At 67.7% G+C, this 17,480-nt stretch carries 22 protein-coding genes, 1 tRNA gene and 1 pseudogene; 12 read left to right on the forward strand and 12 right to left on the reverse strand.

Annotation, left to right across the window (positions count from 1 at the left end; translation table 11 throughout):
* From Msi02_RS42060 to Msi02_RS42080, 5 genes and pseudogenes are all read right to left on the reverse strand, one after another.
* Positions 1 to 309, reverse strand: a pseudogene (locus Msi02_RS42060) (hypothetical protein); the annotation flags it as partial.
* Positions 306 to 515, reverse strand: coding sequence for a heavy-metal-associated domain-containing protein (locus tag Msi02_RS42065; RefSeq protein ID WP_079320760.1), 210 nt, complete (start codon positions 513 to 515; stop codon positions 306 to 308). The pseudogene Msi02_RS42060 and the gene Msi02_RS42065, both read right to left, overlap by 4 nt.
* Positions 516 to 618: 103 nt before the next feature.
* A complete protein-coding gene (locus Msi02_RS42070) occupies positions 619 to 1,908 on the reverse strand; it encodes an ArsB/NhaD family transporter (RefSeq protein ID WP_204053303.1) in 1,290 nt (429 codons plus the stop codon).
* Positions 1,905 to 2,342: a CBS domain-containing protein gene (locus tag Msi02_RS42075; RefSeq protein WP_204053304.1), complete on the reverse strand. Its 438-nt coding sequence runs from the start codon at positions 2,340 to 2,342 to the stop codon at positions 1,905 to 1,907. Before Msi02_RS42075 ends, Msi02_RS42070 begins: the two co-directional genes overlap by 4 nt.
* A 119-nt stretch (positions 2,343 to 2,461) precedes the next feature.
* On the reverse strand, positions 2,462 to 3,784 hold the full coding sequence (locus tag Msi02_RS42080; RefSeq protein ID WP_204053305.1) for an NUDIX domain-containing protein: 1,323 nt from the start codon (positions 3,782 to 3,784) through the stop codon (positions 2,462 to 2,464).
* 111 nt (positions 3,785 to 3,895) lie between these two features.
* On the opposite strand from Msi02_RS42080, the gene Msi02_RS42085 reads away from it, so the two are divergent.
* The 3 genes from Msi02_RS42085 to Msi02_RS42095 are packed head-to-tail and all read left to right on the forward strand — an operon-like array spanning position 3,896 to position 6,061.
* Positions 3,896 to 4,831: an aldo/keto reductase gene (locus Msi02_RS42085; protein WP_204053306.1), complete on the forward strand. Its 936-nt coding sequence runs from the start codon at positions 3,896 to 3,898 to the stop codon at positions 4,829 to 4,831.
* 46 nt (positions 4,832 to 4,877) lie between these two features.
* Positions 4,878 to 5,204: an ArsR/SmtB family transcription factor gene (locus Msi02_RS42090; RefSeq protein ID WP_239109383.1), complete on the forward strand. Its 327-nt coding sequence runs from the start codon at positions 4,878 to 4,880 to the stop codon at positions 5,202 to 5,204.
* Positions 5,201 to 6,061 (forward strand): SRPBCC family protein, encoded by an 861-nt coding sequence (locus Msi02_RS42095; RefSeq protein ID WP_239109388.1) that lies wholly within the window; start codon positions 5,201 to 5,203, stop codon positions 6,059 to 6,061. The genes Msi02_RS42090 and Msi02_RS42095 overlap by 4 nt, the downstream gene beginning before the upstream one ends.
* 18 nt (positions 6,062 to 6,079) lie before the next feature.
* Here Msi02_RS42095 and Msi02_RS42100 read toward each other — a convergent pair whose 3' ends face one another.
* The 3 genes from Msi02_RS42100 to Msi02_RS42110 all read right to left on the reverse strand — a co-directional run bounded on the left by Msi02_RS42100 (position 6,080) and on the right by Msi02_RS42110 (position 7,931).
* Complete coding sequence (locus tag Msi02_RS42100) at positions 6,080 to 6,451, reverse strand: STAS domain-containing protein (protein ID WP_204053308.1); 372 nt, start codon at positions 6,449 to 6,451, stop codon at positions 6,080 to 6,082.
* A gap of 149 nt (positions 6,452 to 6,600) precedes the next feature.
* Positions 6,601 to 7,422, reverse strand: coding sequence for an SAM-dependent methyltransferase (locus Msi02_RS42105; RefSeq protein WP_204053309.1), 822 nt, complete (start codon positions 7,420 to 7,422; stop codon positions 6,601 to 6,603).
* Between the two features lie 104 nt (positions 7,423 to 7,526).
* Positions 7,527 to 7,931 carry an ATP-binding protein gene (locus Msi02_RS42110; RefSeq protein WP_179155569.1) on the reverse strand — a complete coding sequence of 135 codons (405 nt, stop codon included), beginning with the start codon at positions 7,929 to 7,931 and terminating at the stop codon, positions 7,527 to 7,529.
* 301 nt (positions 7,932 to 8,232) lie between these two features.
* Here Msi02_RS42110 and Msi02_RS42115 point away from each other — a divergent pair, with 301 nt between their 5' ends.
* From Msi02_RS42115 to Msi02_RS42140, 6 genes are all read left to right on the forward strand, one after another.
* On the forward strand, positions 8,233 to 8,475 hold the full coding sequence (locus Msi02_RS42115) for a DUF397 domain-containing protein (protein WP_373308367.1): 243 nt from the start codon (positions 8,233 to 8,235) through the stop codon (positions 8,473 to 8,475).
* Between the two features lie 77 nt (positions 8,476 to 8,552).
* Positions 8,553 to 9,458, forward strand: coding sequence for a Sco1979 family transcriptional regulator (locus Msi02_RS42120; RefSeq protein ID WP_079320756.1), 906 nt, complete (start codon positions 8,553 to 8,555; stop codon positions 9,456 to 9,458).
* Positions 9,459 to 9,600: 142 nt separating this feature from the next.
* Complete coding sequence (locus tag Msi02_RS42125; RefSeq protein ID WP_204053311.1) at positions 9,601 to 9,996, forward strand: ATP-binding protein; 396 nt, start codon at positions 9,601 to 9,603, stop codon at positions 9,994 to 9,996.
* 259 nt (positions 9,997 to 10,255) lie between these two features.
* Positions 10,256 to 10,420, forward strand: coding sequence for a DLW-39 family protein (locus Msi02_RS42130; RefSeq protein ID WP_161628012.1), 165 nt, complete (start codon positions 10,256 to 10,258; stop codon positions 10,418 to 10,420).
* A 39-nt stretch (positions 10,421 to 10,459) separates the two neighbouring features.
* A complete protein-coding gene (locus Msi02_RS42135; protein ID WP_079320758.1) occupies positions 10,460 to 11,176 on the forward strand; it encodes an HAD family hydrolase in 717 nt (238 codons plus the stop codon).
* 155 nt (positions 11,177 to 11,331) lie between these two features.
* Positions 11,332 to 11,407, forward strand: a tRNA-Ala gene (locus tag Msi02_RS42140).
* Between the two features lie 214 nt (positions 11,408 to 11,621).
* On the opposite strand, the gene Msi02_RS42145 is transcribed toward Msi02_RS42140, so the two are convergent.
* From Msi02_RS42145 to Msi02_RS42155, 3 genes are all read right to left on the reverse strand, one after another.
* The gene (locus Msi02_RS42145; protein WP_204053313.1) at positions 11,622 to 12,275 is read right to left on the reverse strand and encodes a response regulator; all 654 of its coding nucleotides are present in this window, start codon (positions 12,273 to 12,275) and stop codon (positions 11,622 to 11,624) included.
* A 448-nt stretch (positions 12,276 to 12,723) separates the two neighbouring features.
* Positions 12,724 to 13,164, reverse strand: coding sequence for a tyrosine-type recombinase/integrase (locus tag Msi02_RS44720; RefSeq protein ID WP_204053321.1), 441 nt, complete (start codon positions 13,162 to 13,164; stop codon positions 12,724 to 12,726).
* On the reverse strand, positions 13,161 to 13,799 hold the full coding sequence (locus tag Msi02_RS42155) for a FadR/GntR family transcriptional regulator (RefSeq protein ID WP_204053314.1): 639 nt from the start codon (positions 13,797 to 13,799) through the stop codon (positions 13,161 to 13,163). The genes Msi02_RS44720 and Msi02_RS42155 overlap by 4 nt, the downstream gene beginning before the upstream one ends.
* Positions 13,800 to 13,883: 84 nt before the next feature.
* Between Msi02_RS42155 and Msi02_RS42160 the strand changes: the two genes are divergently transcribed.
* On the forward strand, positions 13,884 to 15,140 hold the full coding sequence (locus Msi02_RS42160; RefSeq protein WP_204053315.1) for an MFS transporter: 1,257 nt from the start codon (positions 13,884 to 13,886) through the stop codon (positions 15,138 to 15,140).
* Positions 15,141 to 15,525: 385 nt separating this feature from the next.
* On the opposite strand, the gene Msi02_RS42165 is transcribed toward Msi02_RS42160, so the two are convergent.
* Positions 15,526 to 15,966, reverse strand: a complete 441-nt coding sequence (locus Msi02_RS42165; RefSeq protein ID WP_204053316.1) for a hypothetical protein — start codon at positions 15,964 to 15,966, stop codon at positions 15,526 to 15,528.
* 123 nt (positions 15,967 to 16,089) lie between these two features.
* Between Msi02_RS42165 and Msi02_RS42170 the strand changes: the two genes are divergently transcribed.
* Positions 16,090 to 16,365, forward strand: a complete 276-nt coding sequence (locus tag Msi02_RS42170; RefSeq protein WP_204053317.1) for a hypothetical protein — start codon at positions 16,090 to 16,092, stop codon at positions 16,363 to 16,365.
* A 540-nt stretch (positions 16,366 to 16,905) separates the two neighbouring features.
* Positions 16,906 to 17,253, forward strand: coding sequence for a hypothetical protein (locus tag Msi02_RS42175; RefSeq protein WP_204053318.1), 348 nt, complete (start codon positions 16,906 to 16,908; stop codon positions 17,251 to 17,253).
* Positions 17,254 to 17,480 lie beyond the last annotated feature (227 nt).

The following is a 17,480-nucleotide window of genomic DNA, read 5'->3' on the forward strand; positions in this document are numbered from 1 at the left end:
GTCGCCGACATCACCACTCCTTCCTCTCGCGTCGTGCCGCCGGCCGACGATTGGAGTCCGGGGGCAGGAGGTGAGGTGGTCCCCGCCGCCCGGCGCCGACGCGGCGAAGGTCGCTCGCCCGCTCGCGCCCTCCTCGGGGTGCGGGTAAGCCAGGTCGCCCGCATGGGTCGTGACCAGGTCACCGACGGACCTGCCGTCCTTGCTCACCGTGAACACGAGCTTACTGACCCGGCCCGGCGCGAGGTCGCCCGCCGTGAAGATCACGCCGAGGCCCGCGGCGTACGCGCCGAGCCGGGCGGGGGTGTTCACGAGACGCCCGCCACGTCGTATCCGGCCTCCCGGACGGCCGCCACGATGGCCGCGTCGTCGACGCCGCCGTCGGTCTCGACCGTCAACAGGCCGGAGGCGAGGTCCACCCGGACGTCGGTCACACCGGCGACCGCGCCGACCTCCTCGCTGACCGAGCTGACGCAGTGGCCGCAGGTCATGCCGGTGACGGTGTAGGTGCTGGTCATGACGATCACTCCCGTAACTCGTTCCTCATCGACGTGAACACCGTACCCCCCTAGGGTATTTCCGCGTCAAGTCCGGGGCCCGGTTCCGGCGGGCCCGCCGGGCCTACAGGAGGTAGCGCAGCCAGAGGTACGGCACGCACAGGGCCACCGTGACGACGGCGACCACCAGGCCATACTTGGTGAACTGCCAGAAGCTGATCCGCGCGCCGTTGCGCTCGGCGATGCCGAGGATGACGACGTTGGCGGAGGCGCCGATGGCGGTGGCGTTGCCGCCGAGGTCCGCGCCGAGCGCGAGGGCCCACCACAGCACGTGGTGGTCGCCGCCGGGCACGTGCTGCGCGAGGTCGGACACGATGGGGCTCATCGTGGCGACGTAGGGAATGTTGTCCACGATCGCGGACAGCCCGGCCGACGCCCAGAGCAGGACCATGGCGGTGACACCGGGCCGTCCGGCCGTCGCCTCCGCCGCGGCCCGGGACACCTGGCCGATGACCCCGGTCTCGACGAGCGCGCCGACCATCACGAACAGCCCGGCGAAGAACACCAGCGTCGGCCACTCCACCTCGCGCAACGCGTCGTCGGTGGTGATCTTGGTGACCAGCACGAGCAGCCCGGCCCCGAGCAGCGCCACGACCGACGGCTCGTAGTGCAGCACCGGGTGCAGCACGAACGCCGCGATGACCACGCCGAGCACGGACAGGCTCTGCACGAGCATGACCTTGTCCTGGATCGCCGCCCGCTCGTCCAGTTGCATGATCTCGGCCGCCCGCTCGGGGTCGTACCGGAACGCCTTGCGGAACAGCAGCCGGCACAGTCCGATGAAGACTGCCGTCAGCACGATCACCAGCGGCGTGAGGTGGACGAGGAAGTCGTTGAAGGTCAGCCCGGCGCGGGAGGCGATGATGATGTTCGGCGGGTCGCCGACGAGGGTCGCGGTGCCACCGATGTTGGACGCCATCGCCTCGGCGATCAGGAACGGCGCGACCGGCAGCGCGAGGCGTTCGCAGACGAGGAACGTGACCGGCGCGATCAGCAGCACGGTCGTGACGTTGTCCAGCAGCGCCGACGCCATGGCCGTGATCACGAGGAGCAGCGCCATGAGCCGGAACGGCCGTCCCCTGGCCCGTTTCGCGGCCCAGATCGCCAGGTACTCGAACACGCCGGTCTGCCGCAGCACGCCGACGATGATCATCATGCCCAGCAGCAGGAAGACGACGTTCCAGTCCACGCCGGACTCCTGGGAGAAGAACGCGGAGTCGGCAGCCGTGGCGTGGACGAGCAGCAGGACCGCGGCACCGCCCAGGGCGGCCTTGACCCGGTGGACCTTCTCGCTGGCGATGAGGACGTACGTGGCGACGAAGACGATCGCCGCCACCCATGCGGTCACCGTCATGCGAGCCGCTTGAGCAGCGCGGAAAGCGTGACCGCGCCCAGCAGACGGCCGCCGTCGAGCACCGCGACCAGGGGGTTGCGGGTGCGCGCCATCAGCGCGGCGACCTCCAGGAGCGTGGCGTCGGGATCGGTCACTGGGAGCTCGCGCGGCCGTTCCGGCATCGCCTGGCGGACCGTGCGCTCGCCCAGGGCGCGGACGAACGCGTCGGCGTGCGCCTCGTCGATCACCCGGGCCAGCGCGGGATCGTCCTGGCAGTAGCGGGGCACGGCCAGGCGCAGCACCTGCGTGCCCGGCAGGATCGACACCGGCGACCCGCGCTCGTCCAGCACGATCAGCCCGGGCAGTTCGCGCTCGGCCATGAGGCGCGCGGCGTCGGCTACGGGGGAGTCGAGCTCCACGGTGGGGAACGGCACTACGAGATCCCGGGCACGCATGCTCTCACCTGCCTGCCACGTGCGGCTGCGCTCACGTCTGCCTTCCGGTCGCCGGTACGGTCCCCCGGGTACGGGAGACCTCTTCGCCGACCAGACTTCCCGGCACGCCCCGCATCAGGCTATCGGCCGGATAAGCCGTACAAAAGCCCCGAAGAGGCGTGGCGGACGAATACCCCCTCGGCGTACGGCAGGCGCCCGGGCGACCCGGGCGGGAGCGGGACCATGCCCTCGGGCGCCTCCGTCAGCCGGGCGGAGAAGGCGAGACGGCGTCCGACGCGTCCCCGGGCCGAGACGTAGTCGTCCGCACCGGCGAAGGTCACCTCCCCCACCGGGGCGAGCCGCGCCAGCGCCGCCTCCACTCCCTCACCCGGCCGTACGACCGTGGCGGGCAGGCGGTCGGTCTCGTCGTCGGAGTGGACGAGCACCGCGTCGTCGAGCCACCCGATCAGGCAGACCGTGACCTCCTCGAACCCGGCGCGTACGGCTTCGGCCGCCAGATCGGCGGAGCCCGGGACGTCCCATCCGTGCAGGGAGAAGACCGGCGGCCCGGAAGCGGCGCCGGCGGACGCGGTGGGAACCGGCGGGGCCGGGGCGAGCGCCCGCCGCACGGCCTCGATGCCCGCCCGCGCGTACGGCACGGTCGGTTCGGGCAGCCGGTCGAGCGGGAACCAGGCGAGCTCGGCGCACTTGTGCGGCTCGGCGTTGACCGGTGTGCCGGTGATGGAGTGCGCCACGAGGAACATCCCGATGCGGGCCGTCCCGCCCGCGTTGCGGTGGTGCATCACGTGGACCACCTCGCAGCCGTCCACCTCGACTCCGAGCTCCTCACGGGCCTCCCGCACTGCGGTGTCCACCACCGACTCCCCCTCCTCCAGGTGCCCGGACGGCATGATCTGCCACTCCCCGTCGGCGTAGCCGGTGCCCTGGCGGCGGCCGAGCAGCACCTTCTCGCCGTCCGTCAGCACCAGATGCACGTCGACGACCGGCCGGTAACGGCCCGGGGCGTACGTCGCGGAGTCGAGCAGCGCGGGCAGGGTCGCGGCGTTCGCGGAGACGAACTCCCCCAGCTCGGGCGGGACCATGTTCAGCGTGCGCACGTCCTCCGGGCGTACGCGCCGCACCTCGTGCAGGCCGATGTCCGGTTCGAGGAACTCGGGGCCGCTGCGGCGCGACAGGTCGAGCGACACGAGACGGCAGGCGAAGACAGTGCTCAGGCGGCCGGGCTCGGCGAGGGTGAACACGTGCAGCGCCGGTCCCGCCGTCGCCCCGAGCTCCTCGTCGAGCTCGCGGCGCAGCGCCGCCTCGGGAGTGGCGTCGGTGGGCTCCACCCCGCCGCCCGGCGTGACCCAGTACGGCTCCCGCCCCGGCCGCACGCGCCGGAACAGGACGACGTCGTCGCCGTCGAACAGGATGGCCCTGACGCTGTGCCGTACGGAGGTCATGTCCGGCATCCTCTCGCGGACGGTCCGGCGTCCGCTGCCGGAAAGGGCCGAAATACGGTGAGGAGAGCTCTCCCCGCAGGGAGGTGCTCCGTGAAGAAGGGATGCAGGGGCATGACCGAAATGACCTACCGGCGGCTGGGCGACTCGGGACTCGTCGTCTCGGCTCTCGGCCTCGGCGGCAACAACTTCGGCCGCAGGATCGACCTCGACGCCACGCGCGCCGTGGTCGACGCGGCGCTCGACGCCGGCGTCACGTTGATCGACACCGCCGACATCTACGGCGAGTCGGAGACGCTGCTCGGTGAGGTGTTGAAGGGGCGGCGTGACCAGGTCGTCATCGCCACCAAGTTCGGCGGGGACGTGAACGGCGCCAACGGGCCCGACTGGGGCGCGCGAGCCTCGCGGCGCTACGTCCGCCTGGCAGTCGAGCGGTCGCTGCGCCGCCTCAAGACCGACTGGATCGACCTCTACCAGCTGCACTTCCCCGATCCGTCCACGCCGATCGAGGAGACCCTGTCGGTCCTGACCGACCTGGTGCGGGAGGGCAAGGTGCGCTACGTGGGCTCGTCCAACTTCGCGTCGTGGCAGGTCACCGACGCGGACTGGATCGCCCGCACCGGCGGCTTCGAGCGTTTCGTGAGCGCGCAGAACGAGTACAGCCTGCTCGACCGGCGGGTGGAGAAGGAGCTCGTCCCGGCGCTGCTGCACCACGGCGTCGGCCTGCTGCCGTACTTCCCGCTGGCCAACGGCCTGCTCACCGGCAAGTACCGGCGCGGGGAGGAGCCGCCGGCGGGCACCCGCCTCGCGGGCCGGCCGCAGTATCTGACCGACGCGCGGTTCGAGGTGGTGGAGAGGCTGCGGGAGTTCGCCGAGCGGCAGGGCGTGTCCCTGCTGGACGTCGCGATCGGCGGCCTGCTCGCGCAGCCGGCCGTCTCCTCCGTGATCGCGGGGGCGACCCGGCCCGAGCAGATCAAGGCCAACGTCGCGGCCGCCGCGTGGCGACCGGACGAGGCGGCGCTGAAGGAGCTGAACGAGATCGCGAGCTGACTATATGCGATTGTGGCTATATAGCTGATCGGGTATGTTCGGTGGCGTGTCAGCGACCTTCGACGTACTCGCCGAGCCCGCCAGGCGGCGCATCCTCGACCTGCTGCTCGAACGCCCCCGTCTGGTCGGGGAGCTCACCGAGCGGCTCGGCCTGACCCAGCCCGGCACTTCCAAGCACCTCAAGGTGCTGCGGGAGGCCGGGCTGGTCCGTGTGCGCCGGGACGCCCAGCGCCGGTGGTACGAACTGTGCCCCGAACCGCTCGCCGAGATCGACGCCTGGCTCACGCCCTACCGGCGGCTGTGGTCGGAGAGCTTCGACGCGCTGGAACGGCACCTGGACACGATGCCCGAACATTCAGAGGAGACACCGTGAACGCGACGCTCGGCATGTTCGACGGGCGGCCGTCGCTGCGCATGGAGCGCAGGCTGGCCCACCCTCCGGAGAAGGTCTGGCGGGCGGTCACCGAGCCCGACCGGCTCGGCCAGTGGTTCCCGTTCACGGTCGTCGAGATGGACCTGCGGGTGGGCGGAAAGATCACGTTCGACGGCGGCGGCATGACGATGGACGCCGAGATCACCGAGCTCGACCCGCCCCGCCTGTTCGCCTTCCTCCAGCACTCGCCGCGGGAGATGCCGCGCGAGGGCGACAACCTCCTGCGCTTCGAGCTGCTACCCGAGGAGGGCGGCTGCCTGCTCGTCTTCACCCAGGTCTTCCACGACCGGCCGGCCGCGGCGAGCTACGCGTCCGGCTGGCAGGTCTGCCTCGACGCCATGGAGGCGGTCGCCGGAGGGCGACCCGCCGAGTGGCCCGAGGGGAACTTCGCCCACCTCCATGAGGCGTACGTGGAGGCGTTCGGGCTGGCCGAGGGCGTGGCCGAGCTTCTGGACGAGCAGGCGGACGGCGGCTGGCGGGTGCGTTTCGAGCGGCAGCTCACCCGGCCGGTCGAGGAGGTCTGGACCGCGGCCGGCGCACCGGCCGCGACACCCGGTGAGCAGGTGCCCGACGGCCTCGGCGAGGGGATCGTCACGGCCGTCAGGGAGCCCGCTGCCGGGCTTCCCGCGTACGTGGAGTCCGGCGAGCGGGGCAGGCGGGTGCGCTGGGAACTGTCGCAGGGAACCGGGCACGGCGCCCGGCTGGTCGTCACGGAGGCCGGCCTGCCCGACGCCGCCGCGGCCCTGAAGGCATGGCGGGACCGGATCGAGACCCTGGCGCGGCGGCTGCTCGCCTGAGCCCGGCGGGCGGGGCCGTCACTCGTCGAGCATCTCCAGGAGGCGGCGCAGGTAGGGCGGCACGTTGCGCAGCCGTACGGCGTCGCCCGCCGCGGGGGACGCCGGAGCCAGCAGAGCCCGCAGTCCCGCCAGGTCGATGAACCGCAGAGCCGCCGTGTCGACGGTGATCTCGCTGCCCTCGCTCCTCGCCTCGGCGAGCGCGGTCGCCAGGGCGGCGCTGTTCGAGACGTCGACCTCGCCCTCGATGATCACTGAGGAGTCCGCGGGGGACCACCTGACGCTGAGGTAGGTGTCCGTGTAGAGAACGCCGCAGTGGCCGCCGGCCGGATTCACGAGACGCACCGGTGCGGCGAACCGGTACGCGAAGCGCTGTCCGCCCGTCTTGAGCACGTATTTTCGGAGCAGGACACGGTGAACGTCGTCACGGTCCCACCTCCTCGCTGGGAGTGGAAATACTCACTGAGCGTGGCCGTCCGACAGCGCATCTGTCAACGGTTAGTCCGGTGAATATTCAACGAAGATCCACGATCGGGCGCTTCTCACCGCTTGCGGCCGACGCCGCCGACCGACCAGACCATGTCCTTCGGCGGTCGCAGTTCGCCGGGCTCCGGCCGCCATTCGGGCACCTGGACCAGGCCGGGCTCCACCATTTCCAGATCGCCGAACAGGGGCAGGATCTCGGCCCGGGTGGGCAGCCGCAGGCGGCCGTCGTCCTTGGCCGCCCATTCGTTGGCGAACAGCAGGGCGAGCTTGTCCGTCACCTCCGGCCGGATGTCGGAGATCGCGTGACTGATGACCATATAGCTGCCGGGCGCTATCGCCTCGCGCAGGCGTGCGGTGATCGCCATCGTCAGGTCGTCGTCGTTGATCGCCGCCAGGACCGAGACGAGCAGGACACCCACGGGCTCGTCGAGGTCCACGAGCTCTCGCAGCCGAGGATGTGTGAGGATCGAATCGGGGTCGCGTACGTCGCCCTGGATCACCGCGACGCGCTCGTTCTCCTCCACCAGCGCCCGGCCGTGGTTCACCACGACGGGGTCCTTGTCCACGTAGACCACGCGGGCGTCGGGGGCGCACTCCCGTGCGATCTCGTGCACGTTGCCCTGGGTCGGCAGGCCGCAGCCGATGTCGACGAACTGGCGGATCCCGGCGGCGGCCAGGAACCGTACGGTCCTGCGGAGGAACTTGCGCCCCTCGCGGCACATCAGGGGGAGCTCCGGCGCGATCAGCAGCGCGGCCTCCGCGGCCTCGCGGTCCGCGGCGAAATTGTCCTTCCCGCCGAGCCAGTAGTCGTAGACCCGGGCCTCGTTCGGGACGGACGGGTCGAAACCCACAGGCTCGACCGGGGGGAAACCCGGCATGATCCTCCGTTCAGCCCTGATGACCGATACTACCGGTGCAATACGAGCTGAAGTGAGGATTCGTGCGGGTGTCGGCGATTCGGGCCTTCTTTGCCGGGCCGGGCTCAGCGGTAGACGGCGGCCTCGGCCGTGAATCCGGCCCACACGGCCTTGCCTACGGGCCGTAGCCGCGCCCAGCCCCACATGCGGCTGACCCCGGCGACGACCTGAAGACCGCGCCCGGTCTCCGCGACGTAGTCGGGCTCGCGCAGCACCGGCGCGTCGTTGCTGGGGTCGGTGACCATGCACAGCAGCGCGCGGGACGAACGAAACATCAACAGGCGTACCGGCAGGGGATGGATGGCCTGGTGTCGCAGGCCGTGGCGCAGCGCGTTGGTGACCAGTTCGCAGACCGCGAGCGCGGCGTCGTCGGCGACGTCCTCCATGGACCAGGTCCGCAGCACCCCGGCGGTGAAGTGCCGCGCGGTGCGCGCGGCGAGACTCTCACGGTGGAACTCGTGCACGGCCACCTGGGGAATCCCGCACGGCTCCTCGCCGCCGGTCCAGGGCCAGCGCCTGCCTTCCGGAAAGACCTGCTCAAGCGTGCCCAGCCACGGATCCCGGGCAACGCTATCGGCTTCTGCGAGGGAAGCACGGTCTGTCCGATAACCAGTCATTGAGAGCCTTATGAGGTTGATGTCGACCATGTGGCGGGATGACTCAGTAAGTCATACTGCTCCCATTGATGCTCCTGTGCAAGTACAGATGCACGTGCAAACGCACGAATGTTGTCGGTTGGGGTCGGATTCCGAAACGAGGCGCCCCGTGTCCATGATCTACAACGGAATGCCTTCATCTCACCTGGGTCGGCAGGCCTGGCGCAAGAGCCGGCACAGCAATCCGAGCGGCAACTGCGTCGAGATCGCCGCGCTGCCCGACGGCCGGGTGGCCCTGCGCAACTCCCGCCACCCGTCCGGACCGGCGCTGATCGTGCCTCTTGCGGACATGACCGCATTCCTCCGGTCCGCCAAGGAGGGCGAATTCGACGACCTCCTCGGCGAAGTGGAGAAATGATCGCGCCACTTGCGCGGGCCGACCTGGCGAGTATCGTGAACGTGGCGTAAACATCGGTGCACCTCAAAGGACCCCATATGACTGCGGCCCCTATGGAGGGTGTGCCTCACCCGCTCGACCTGGCGGCACGATCACGCCGCAGCCCCACCGTCCTGCGCATTCTGCTCGGCACCCAACTGCGACGGCTCCGTGAGAGCAGGCATATCCGCCTGGAGGAGGCCGGCCACGCCATCCGCGCCTCCCATTCGAAGATCAGCCGGATGGAACTCGGGCGCGTCGGGTTCCGCCGCCGTGACGTCGCCGACCTCCTCACCCTGTACGGCGTCACCGACGAGAGCGAGCGGGAGGCGCTGCTCTCGCTCGTCGCCCAGGCCAACGCCCCCGGCTGGTGGCACAAGTACGACGACGTCCTGCCCTCCTGGTTCGAGGCGTACGTCGGCCTGGAGCAGGCCGCGAGCGCGATCCGCTGCTACGAGGTGCAGTTCGTGCCCGGGCTGCTACAGGCCCCCGGGTACGCCGAGGCGGTCGTACGGCTCGGCCATCCCGACGCGCCGGACGAGGAGGTCGAGCGCCGCGTCCGGCTGCGGATGGACCGCCAGGAGGTGCTGGTCCGGCCGGATCCGCCCATTCTGTGGGCCGTGATCGACGAGGCCGTGCTGCGCCGTCCGGTGGGTGGGGCCGAGGTGATGCGGGCCCAGATCGAGTACCTGCTCGAGATGATCGACCTGCCTCGTGTAACGCTCCAAATCATCCCGTTCAGCGCCGGCGGCCACGCGGCTGCCGGAGGGCCGTTCAGCATCCTGCGCTTCGCGGGGGTAGGCCTGCCCGACGTCGTCTACCTCGAACAGCTCACCAGCGCGATCTACCTGGAGAAACGGGAGGACATCGACCGCTATCTCGCGGTCATGGAACGCCTGTGCATCCAGGCCAGACCGGCGTCGGAGACCAAGCGGATGCTGCAGCAGCTCATGACGGAGCTGTGACGATGCGCTAGCGTCACGTGCGCGACCTCCGCTGCCGCACGCCCGCAGGAGACGGTGGCGCAACCCGTACCCGAAAATACGTGTCAGGTGCGCGTGGGCGGTAAATGGAGTACTACCACACCGTGGGGCAAGCAGGAGGGCGGTGAGAACCTTGGCGGGCAGCCTGCTCAGCCTGGAGTTCGACCGAAGTTCGGTCACCAGGGTGCGGCATCTCGTCATGGTGTCGGCGCAGGAGGCCGGACTCGAGGGCGTGGCCCTGGAGGACTTCGTGCTCGCGGTGCACGAGGCGGTCACCAACGCCGTCCGCTATGGCTCCCCGCCGCGGGGAATCGCCATGTGGCGTGAGGCGGGGGTACTGGTGGCTGAGATCAACGACAAAGGTCCCGGCATTCCCGCCGAGGCGCTGGAGCGCGAGGAGTCGGCGACGCGGTTCGACTTCGGGGGACGTGGACTCTGGCTCATGAACCGCCTGGCCGACCTCGTCGTGCGTACGGGGGCCGAGGGAACGACGATCCGCCTCAGCGTGACGCTTCCCTGACCGACATTTGACTTCCGCTGAGAGCGGAGCACGGACCGCCTGACCGAAACCAGGCTTCCCCATCTCCCCGAACTCCGTCTGCCCGCAGGATTAGCGCCGCTGTGAGCTGGGCACTTCTGATCTCGCCGCCCTGCCGCCAGGGTCGGACGGCAGGCCAAGCGGGCGAGCCGTAATCATGATTTTGGTGCACCGAAATTTCGGGCAATCCGGGTCGGACGCCGAAGCCTTGCTAGGCTGCAGGGAACCGTAGAACCGGGCGTTGTCTCACCCGGCAGGTGAGACCGTCGAGAAGTGGGGTCACACCGTGAAGAAGCTGCTTGTTCTCGCTCTGGTCGCCGTCGGCGGGCTTCTGGTCTGGCGCAAGGTGCAGGCCGACCGTGCCGAGCTCGATCTGTGGACCGAGGCCACCGGCAGCGAGAACTGACCACCAGGGATGGTGCTTGATCGTGGCAAGGGTACGGGAATGACCCCCGTGAAGCTGGCCTGTCTCGACTTGGCCGGAACCACGATCGGTGACATCGACATGGTGGAACGGGCGTTCGCCGAGGCGATCGCCACGCAGGGCATCGTCCCCGGGACCAGCGCCTATGCCCGTGCCATGGTGCATGTGCACAGGTCCCGGGGATGTCCCAAAATCGAGGTCTTCCGGGGCATCTTCCCCGGCAACGAGGCCCAGGCGCAGGCCGCGAACCTGACCTTCGAGCGCTCCTACGAGGGAGCCATCGAACGGACCGGTCTCGTGCCCCTGCCGGGGACCGTCGAGGCCATCGCGAAGCTGCGCGACGCGGGCCTGAAGATCGCCCTGATCACCGGCTTCAGCCGCGCGACCCTGGGACGGGTGCTGAGCACCCTCACCTGGGTCGACATGCTGGACCTCGCACTGTGTCCCGAGGACGCCGGACGCGGCCGTCCGTACCCGGACATGGTGCTCACCGCAGTCCTGCGCTCCGGCGTCGACGACGTACGGCAGGTGGCCGTGGCGGGCGACTCCGAGAGCGACATGCTGTGCGGCCGGCGCGCGGGCGCCTCGATCGTCGCCGGAGTGCTCACCGGCGTCCACAGCAAGGACCGTCTGCTCGGCGGCGGCGCCACTCACATCATCGACTCCATCGCCGACTTCCCCGGGCTCGTCCTCGGCAACGAGGTCGGCGCCTCGCCGGTGGCCACCTCGGCCTCCTGACCGCCGCTTGGTTCCCCGTGCGGGTCTGCTCCGGCGGGCACACGGCCACGTGGGCGACGCGGCGGGGTATCGAGTGGCGCTCGGGTGCGGGCTGTTGCTACGGTGTACGCACCGGCGGCCTGTGGATCTGCGTTTGCGCAGTTCGCACCCGTCAGGGGGCCTTAGCTCAGCTGGCAGAGCGCCTGCTTTGCAAGCAGGAAGTCAGGGGTTCGAATCCCCTAGGCTCCACCAGCCAAAACGCCGTTTCTCCGATCATGGGAAGCGGCGTTCGTGCTATTAACGTGCCATTAGCTCTTGCCGGCATTGCGCTCCGCCTCGACTCGTGCTCTGAGGGCATCGGTGGTCTTCCGGTCGGCGTCGTGCGTTGGCGCGCTGGTAGATCAGCGCGGCCCGAGCCCCCAGGCCGTTCTCGCGCGAGGTCCGCCACTCGGGCACTGGCACAGCGTCAGCCATCCCCCAGCTGTACTCGTTCCATGACATCGATCACGTAGTGCACAACGTCGTCGACGCGATTCGTACCGCCGAAGATCATGGGGTCAACGCCCAGCGTGGGGTCAAACCGTGCCGCATGGATTATGACCGGCAGTCTGATGCCTCTGGACCGGAAGGTATGAAGCATCTCGATCCCAGCTTGACTATCCGCACCTCTGTGAATATCGCTGATCACGAGGTCATACGTGTGTCGATCGAGGCGGGCCAACGCCTCGTCTGTCGAGGTAACCTCGTCCACCACCATGCCCAACTGCCTGAACAGCGCGGTTAGATACGAATTACCTTCTGGAAGATCATCTACCCAAAGTATCCGGCCGCCCTTGAGGTACATGGCCGCATGGTCCAGCCTGCGGATGACCGCCCGACGATCCGCACGACTGACCAGCGGTCCAGTCTTCTCCTGATCGCTGCTTTCGACAGCCTTGGTCAGTAGTCGCTCAACCTTTGTGAACTCGACCTCGACGACACCTAACGCCCCGATTCTCGTCATCCGCGGTATGGCTTCCTTGAGCGGTTTCCGTAAGCCCAGATACACCACGAAGGCAAAGCTGACCCAAAGTACGGGAGGAACCATGTCGATCAGCTTGCTCCACAACGCTTCGGACACAAGACCTCCGAAATTTGCAGCAGATCTTCTCCTCCCAGGGATAGCACCCCAAGTAAGGGGTGTATCGAGTCATTGAGATCCGTTACAGCACTGTGCCTGCGGCGGGGGAGGGCCGGCTCCGGGCTGATCGCGAACCTCTGCATGCAGTCCATAGGTGGCTGAGGTAGGGACCTGACCACCCCGCGGGGGGCTGAGTCGCCGGGCCATTAGCGGGCCATTAAGGGCGGTCAACAGGCGGTACTCAAGGTCACTCGCGGACTGTCCCTCGTCCAGGTCACGGCCGTTTCCCCTGATGATCAGGCCGATTTGCAAGCAGGAAGTCAGGGGTTCGAATCCCCTAGGCTCCACCCACTCAAAACGCCGCTTCTCCGATCATGGGAAGCGGCGTTCGTGCCATTAACGTGCCATTAGCTCTTGCCAGTATCGCGCTCCGCCTCGACTCGCGCGCTCAGTGCATCGGCGATCTTCCGATCAGCATCACGCGTGGCGTGCTGGTAGATGAGCGCGGCCCGGTCGCTGTCGTGGCCCATCCGCGCCTTGAGCGGCAGGGGTTCCGGCTGAGCAGCTTGTCCTCTTCGACAGCCGTCATGAGCACGGCCCGCAGCAGGCGGTACGCCTTGTCTATGAGGGCGGCACGCCACGAGCGGATGAGCGCTGTGGTGAGCTTGCGGCCCGGCACCTCGCCGAGGCCGGGAACGATGTGTCGCTCAAGGAGCCAGGTGTAGAGCTCGAGCGTCTTGGGCCGCAGGCCCGGCCGCTCTTTGATCCAGGTCCGCGCGTAGTCGCCGAGCAGGACCTTTCCACGGTCCGGGTCCGTCCACTCTGCTTCGCGTTGCGGGGCATCGTCAGAGACGCCTCGCCCGAGCGGGGAGGCAATTGCGTGGTTCAGCGCATGAAGGGTTTGAAGATGGAAGCCACCTTCGTGGCAGCGCGGTCGGCGTCCCCGTCCGCGATCGCCTCGACCAGCTCGTGGTGGTGGCGGTGTGCCGCGTCCTCGTCCTCGCTCTTCTCGTCGCGCATGTGGGCAGCGAAGACGTCGAGCATGCTGGAGTACAGCTTGACGTAAAGAGGGTTGTGCGTCGCTGCCACGATCGCGCGGTGCAGGGCGAGGTCCGCGCTCGCTCGCAGGTCGGGATCATCGGTCGACCAGCTCGCTTCTCGGCGGTCGCGCAGCTCGCGCAGCAGTTCGACGTCGGCATCTGAGCGGTTCAACGCGGCCAGTGACGCTGCCGCGCTGTCAAGGGCAAGGCGTAGTTCCAGGTAGTGGCGACGGGTGCCACCGGCGAGCTGACGTTCAAGAGTGCCTGTCAGCTCGGATTTGGAGATGACGAAGGTGCCGCGGCCCTGCTCACGGCGCAGTAGGCCTGCCTGTACCAGCGACTGCACCGCCTCGCGCACCGTGTTCCGGCCGATCCCGAACTCCGACACCAGTGCGGCCTCGGTCGGTATCCGCTCACCGACCGGCCAGCGTCCAGAGGTCACCTCCTCGCGGAAGCGCTCGGCAGCCTGGTCGATGAGTCCCACTCGACGCACCGGCTGGCGCGTGCCAGAATCCTCATAACTCATCCCATAATCCCATCATCTGCTGACCTTACACTGGAGTATAACGTGACATCGCTCTCCTCATCGCTCGTTCCGTTGCACCGAGGGCGTCTGACCTTGTGGGCCGGGTTCGCCATCGCCCTGACAGCGGTCAACCTGCGAACGGCCGTGACCGGGTTCACTCCGCTCCTGGAGATCATCGGATCCGATCTCGGCTTCGGAGTGACGCTGTCCGGCCTGCTCGGCACTGTGCCGGCGGCGTCCTTCGGCATCTTCGGGTTTCTCGCCCCAGCGGTGACGAGGAAGTTCGGACTCGAGCGCACGGCCACTGTGGCGCTGGGCCTGACGGCTCTGTCGCTCCTGATGCGCGCCTTCTCTCCAATGCCCTCGTTGCTGGTCCTTTCGACCGTGCTGGCACTGGCCGGAATCGGAGCAGCGAACGTCGTGATCGTTCCGTTGGTGAAGGCCTGGTTCGCCGATCGACTGGCCCTGGGGACCTCGCTTTACCTGATCCTCATGCAGGCGGGCCAGTTCATCGCCCCGCTCCTCGCGGTCCCGCTAGCAGAAGCGGCGACGTGGCGGCTCTCGGTAGGTATCTGGGCGGGACCAGCTGCTGTGGCTGGTGTGGTCTGGCTCGTCCTGGCAGTCAGGCTGCCCGCCGATCACCACGCGCCCGCGGCCGTGACGGCGACCGATGCGGGACCGAGGATCAGCCGATCATCAACCGTCTGGGGCCTGGTGACCCTCTTCGCGATGTTGTCGCTGTCCAACTACGGGATCATCACCTGGGTCCCGGCAGTGCTCACCGACGCAGGAGGCAGCGCGGCCCTGGGCGGCTCCATGGTCGCGCTCTACTCGGCATGGGGCATGCTCGCGGCCTTGGTGGTTCCACACCTGGCCACGCGCATGATGAACCCGTTCATCGTGGTCGTCGGGTGCGCGATCTTCCTGGTAGCGGGATACCTGGGCCTGCTCCTGTCCCCGCTCGACGGCACGCTGATGTGGGTGTGCGCGCTGGGAATCGGGGTGAGCACCTTCCCGCTCTGCATGACCCTCATCAACCGTCGAACCAAGAGCCCGCAGACGGCCTCTGCCGTGTCGGGCTTCGTTCAAGGCATCGGCTATGGCCTGGCGTGCTTCGGCCCGATCGGTTTGGGCCTTCTGCGCGAGGCGACCGGATCATGGTCGATCCCGCTCCTGGTGCTCGCTGTGACCGCCATCCCAGGGGTGATCGCCGGCTGGTTCGCTTGCCGTCCTCGCTTCGTGGAGGACTCTGCGCCACAGCCGACGAAGCGCGACGCTGACCAGCAGCCGCGACGATAAGAGTCATGCGTCGAACAGATCCGAGTTCGTGTCAGCGGCCGCACGCCACCGAGTAGCAATTTGGTCCAAGTTGCACGATTTCATCGTCAGGCATCGCCTGAAGATGCTCGGCAGAGATAAGACACGACGGCCGGGCCATTAGCGGGCCATTGCGGGCGGTCGACAGGGCGTACTCACGGTCACTCGCGGGCTGCTTCTCGCCCAGGTCGAGGCCGTTGTCCCTGGTGATCATGCCGATTTGCAAGCAGGAAGTCAGGGGTTCCAATCCCCTAGGCTCCACCCCACGTCAAAGGCCACCTCCCATGATCAGGAAGTGGCCTTTGTGATCTCGTACAGCAGCGAAATACAGCAACCGCTACGACTGAACCGGCCCGCCCTTGTCGAGCTAGGTCCCCGGCTCCTGCAGTTGAGAATCAACGAAGGCTTCGGCTTCCGACTGGCTCATGTTCTCGTGACTCCGCACGAGGAACACAGCTTCCTTCCGGCGGCCAGAAGAGACGAGCTTGCGAACTCGTGTGCTCAGGTCGCCTTCCCAGGGCATCGGGAAGTCTGGTAGCACTTGACCGACTTGCAGAGCCTTCGCTACGTCCTCCGCTTCCCTTCGGGACACCTGGCTTTCCTCGCGGATCAGCTTGACGGCATCCGCATACTTGCCCGCCTCTAGCAGGTCGTGTGCCCGGACCTGTACTCCAATAGGCGTGATGAGCCCCAGGTCGACATGAACCTGCACCACCTCACGCCTGGATCTCCATGCACGGATTCCCCACCCGAGGACCGCAAGAAATAGGAGAAACAGGATCAGCTGTAACGGTCCCAGGTCGAACACGCGCTGATCATAGTAGGGGTGGCGCCCAAAGGCGGCCCGCTACCGCTTCGCGATGGGTCGGCGGCAGACGGGAGATCGGGATACGGGCTGCTCATTTGCTTGGCCTGTCGGTAGGGTCCTGTCGTGACGGCGCATAAGGGGCGATGGCCAAAGGTCGATCAGAACAGCGGCATCGAAGATGCTGCGCTGCTCATCCTGGAATGGTTAGCTGAGCAGGGCATAAACGCCATGATCAGGGTTGACGCGGAAAGATTGGCTGAGGGACTGCCTCCATGGACGTTCGCCGTTAGCGGCGGCCCACTGAGCCAAGGCATTCGGACTGATGGGGTCAGCGCAGGGCAGTGCCTCTCTTTCGCGCTTGCGCACTTGCGTGATGCCGGAGTCGAAGTGCCGTTCTGACTTCGAGCGTGCGGTTTGCCCCACGAGCCGGGGCACTTTGGGGGCACACGGCTTCGGAAAGTGCTGGCAAGCGATGACAACGAACGGAAGCGTTCTCGCAGGTTGCTAGTAGCGTGGGGCGATTCGATGCAGGTGGGGAGCCTGCAGAATTAGAACCCGGCCTACAGGCCGACTGCCTTGCACCTACTGTCGGTGCAGGTCGATACCCTGCTCGCGTTGGGGCCGGTCAGAGCACCCCTTATGGGTCCGCGGTTCAAGGAGGGCGGGTATGGAACCGTTCCCGGATACGTCTCGGAACAGGCAGAATCCCATGACCCCGCCCTCCTTCCCAGTCGTGGCGGGTGGGCGCCCTCTCCCTTGCCTGCGTGACAAGCTGCGTGACAACGGTCACGGACGATGGTGGACGCCTGTGGACGACGATGGACGGCCCGGAGAGGTCAGGCACCCACGCAAGCAGGACGAGGAACGTTTCAGCATTGCTGATAGGAAGCGGTCCACCAGGATTTGGGATCGGGAACGGCGACGTATAATTCACGGCCTGTGAGCAGCTCAGACGACGAGGTTTGGCTGGCCTATCTCGAGCACACCCGCGAGCTCGCGGGACAGCTCCTGCGGACGGACGACCCTTACGACGTCGGGCTGCAATTCATGGGCAGCACGATCGAGGTCATCACCACTGGCGAGTACAAGTACGCGGTCAGCATGTACAACCTGTGGGGTGATCTCACCGACTGGATGGAGCTCAAGCCAGCCGAGGAAGATCTAGCTAAGGCCGAGATGGTTCGGGCCGCCCGCGAATGGCTGGCCCTGAATCCTCGGGACAGCGAGGCTGTACGCAGGTACTTCGATCACTGGCTACACGACGTCTTCCACCACGATGAGTCGTAGCGCAGCCACTGCCCGGGGGCGAGACGAACGGTATGAGGGCGGCGGCGGAGTTGGCGGCTCGTCGGACGGCGCTCGCCAGCCTGGTGTGCTGTACAGCAGCGGGATACAGCAACGCCGCCTCATATGAACGCAGCCACCCCAGCAACTACCACTTGAGCAGGGCGAGAAGCTCTCTACGTCGTGACTGGCTCCCGTTTGCAAGCAGGAAGTCAGGGGTTCGAATCCCC

Origin of the sequence: Microbispora siamensis, assembly GCF_016863095.1 — a bacterium.
GTDB lineage: Bacteria > Actinomycetota > Actinomycetes > Streptosporangiales > Streptosporangiaceae > Microbispora > Microbispora siamensis.

What these genes read in the sequence shown, in the direction of transcription:
- Msi02_RS42065 (WP_079320760.1), bottom strand. Translation starts at nt 515, where the DNA reads ATGACCAGCACCTACACCGTCACCGGCATGACCTGCGGCCACTGCGTC.
- Msi02_RS42070 (WP_204053303.1), bottom strand. Translation starts at nt 1,908, where the DNA reads ATGACGGTGACCGCATGGGTGGCGGCGATCGTCTTCGTCGCCACGTAC.
- Msi02_RS42075 (WP_204053304.1), bottom strand. Translation starts at nt 2,342, where the DNA reads ATGCGTGCCCGGGATCTCGTAGTGCCGTTCCCCACCGTGGAGCTCGAC.
- Msi02_RS42080 (WP_204053305.1), bottom strand. Translation starts at nt 3,784, where the DNA reads ATGACCTCCGTACGGCACAGCGTCAGGGCCATCCTGTTCGACGGCGAC.
- Msi02_RS42085 (WP_204053306.1), top strand. Translation starts at nt 3,896, where the DNA reads ATGACCGAAATGACCTACCGGCGGCTGGGCGACTCGGGACTCGTCGTC.
- Msi02_RS42105 (WP_204053309.1), bottom strand. Translation starts at nt 7,422, where the DNA reads ATGCCGGGTTTCCCCCCGGTCGAGCCTGTGGGTTTCGACCCGTCCGTC.
- Msi02_RS42115 (WP_373308367.1), top strand. Translation starts at nt 8,233, where the DNA reads ATGATCTACAACGGAATGCCTTCATCTCACCTGGGTCGGCAGGCCTGG.
- Msi02_RS42120 (WP_079320756.1), top strand. Translation starts at nt 8,553, where the DNA reads ATGACTGCGGCCCCTATGGAGGGTGTGCCTCACCCGCTCGACCTGGCG.
- Msi02_RS42135 (WP_079320758.1), top strand. Translation starts at nt 10,460, where the DNA reads ATGACCCCCGTGAAGCTGGCCTGTCTCGACTTGGCCGGAACCACGATC.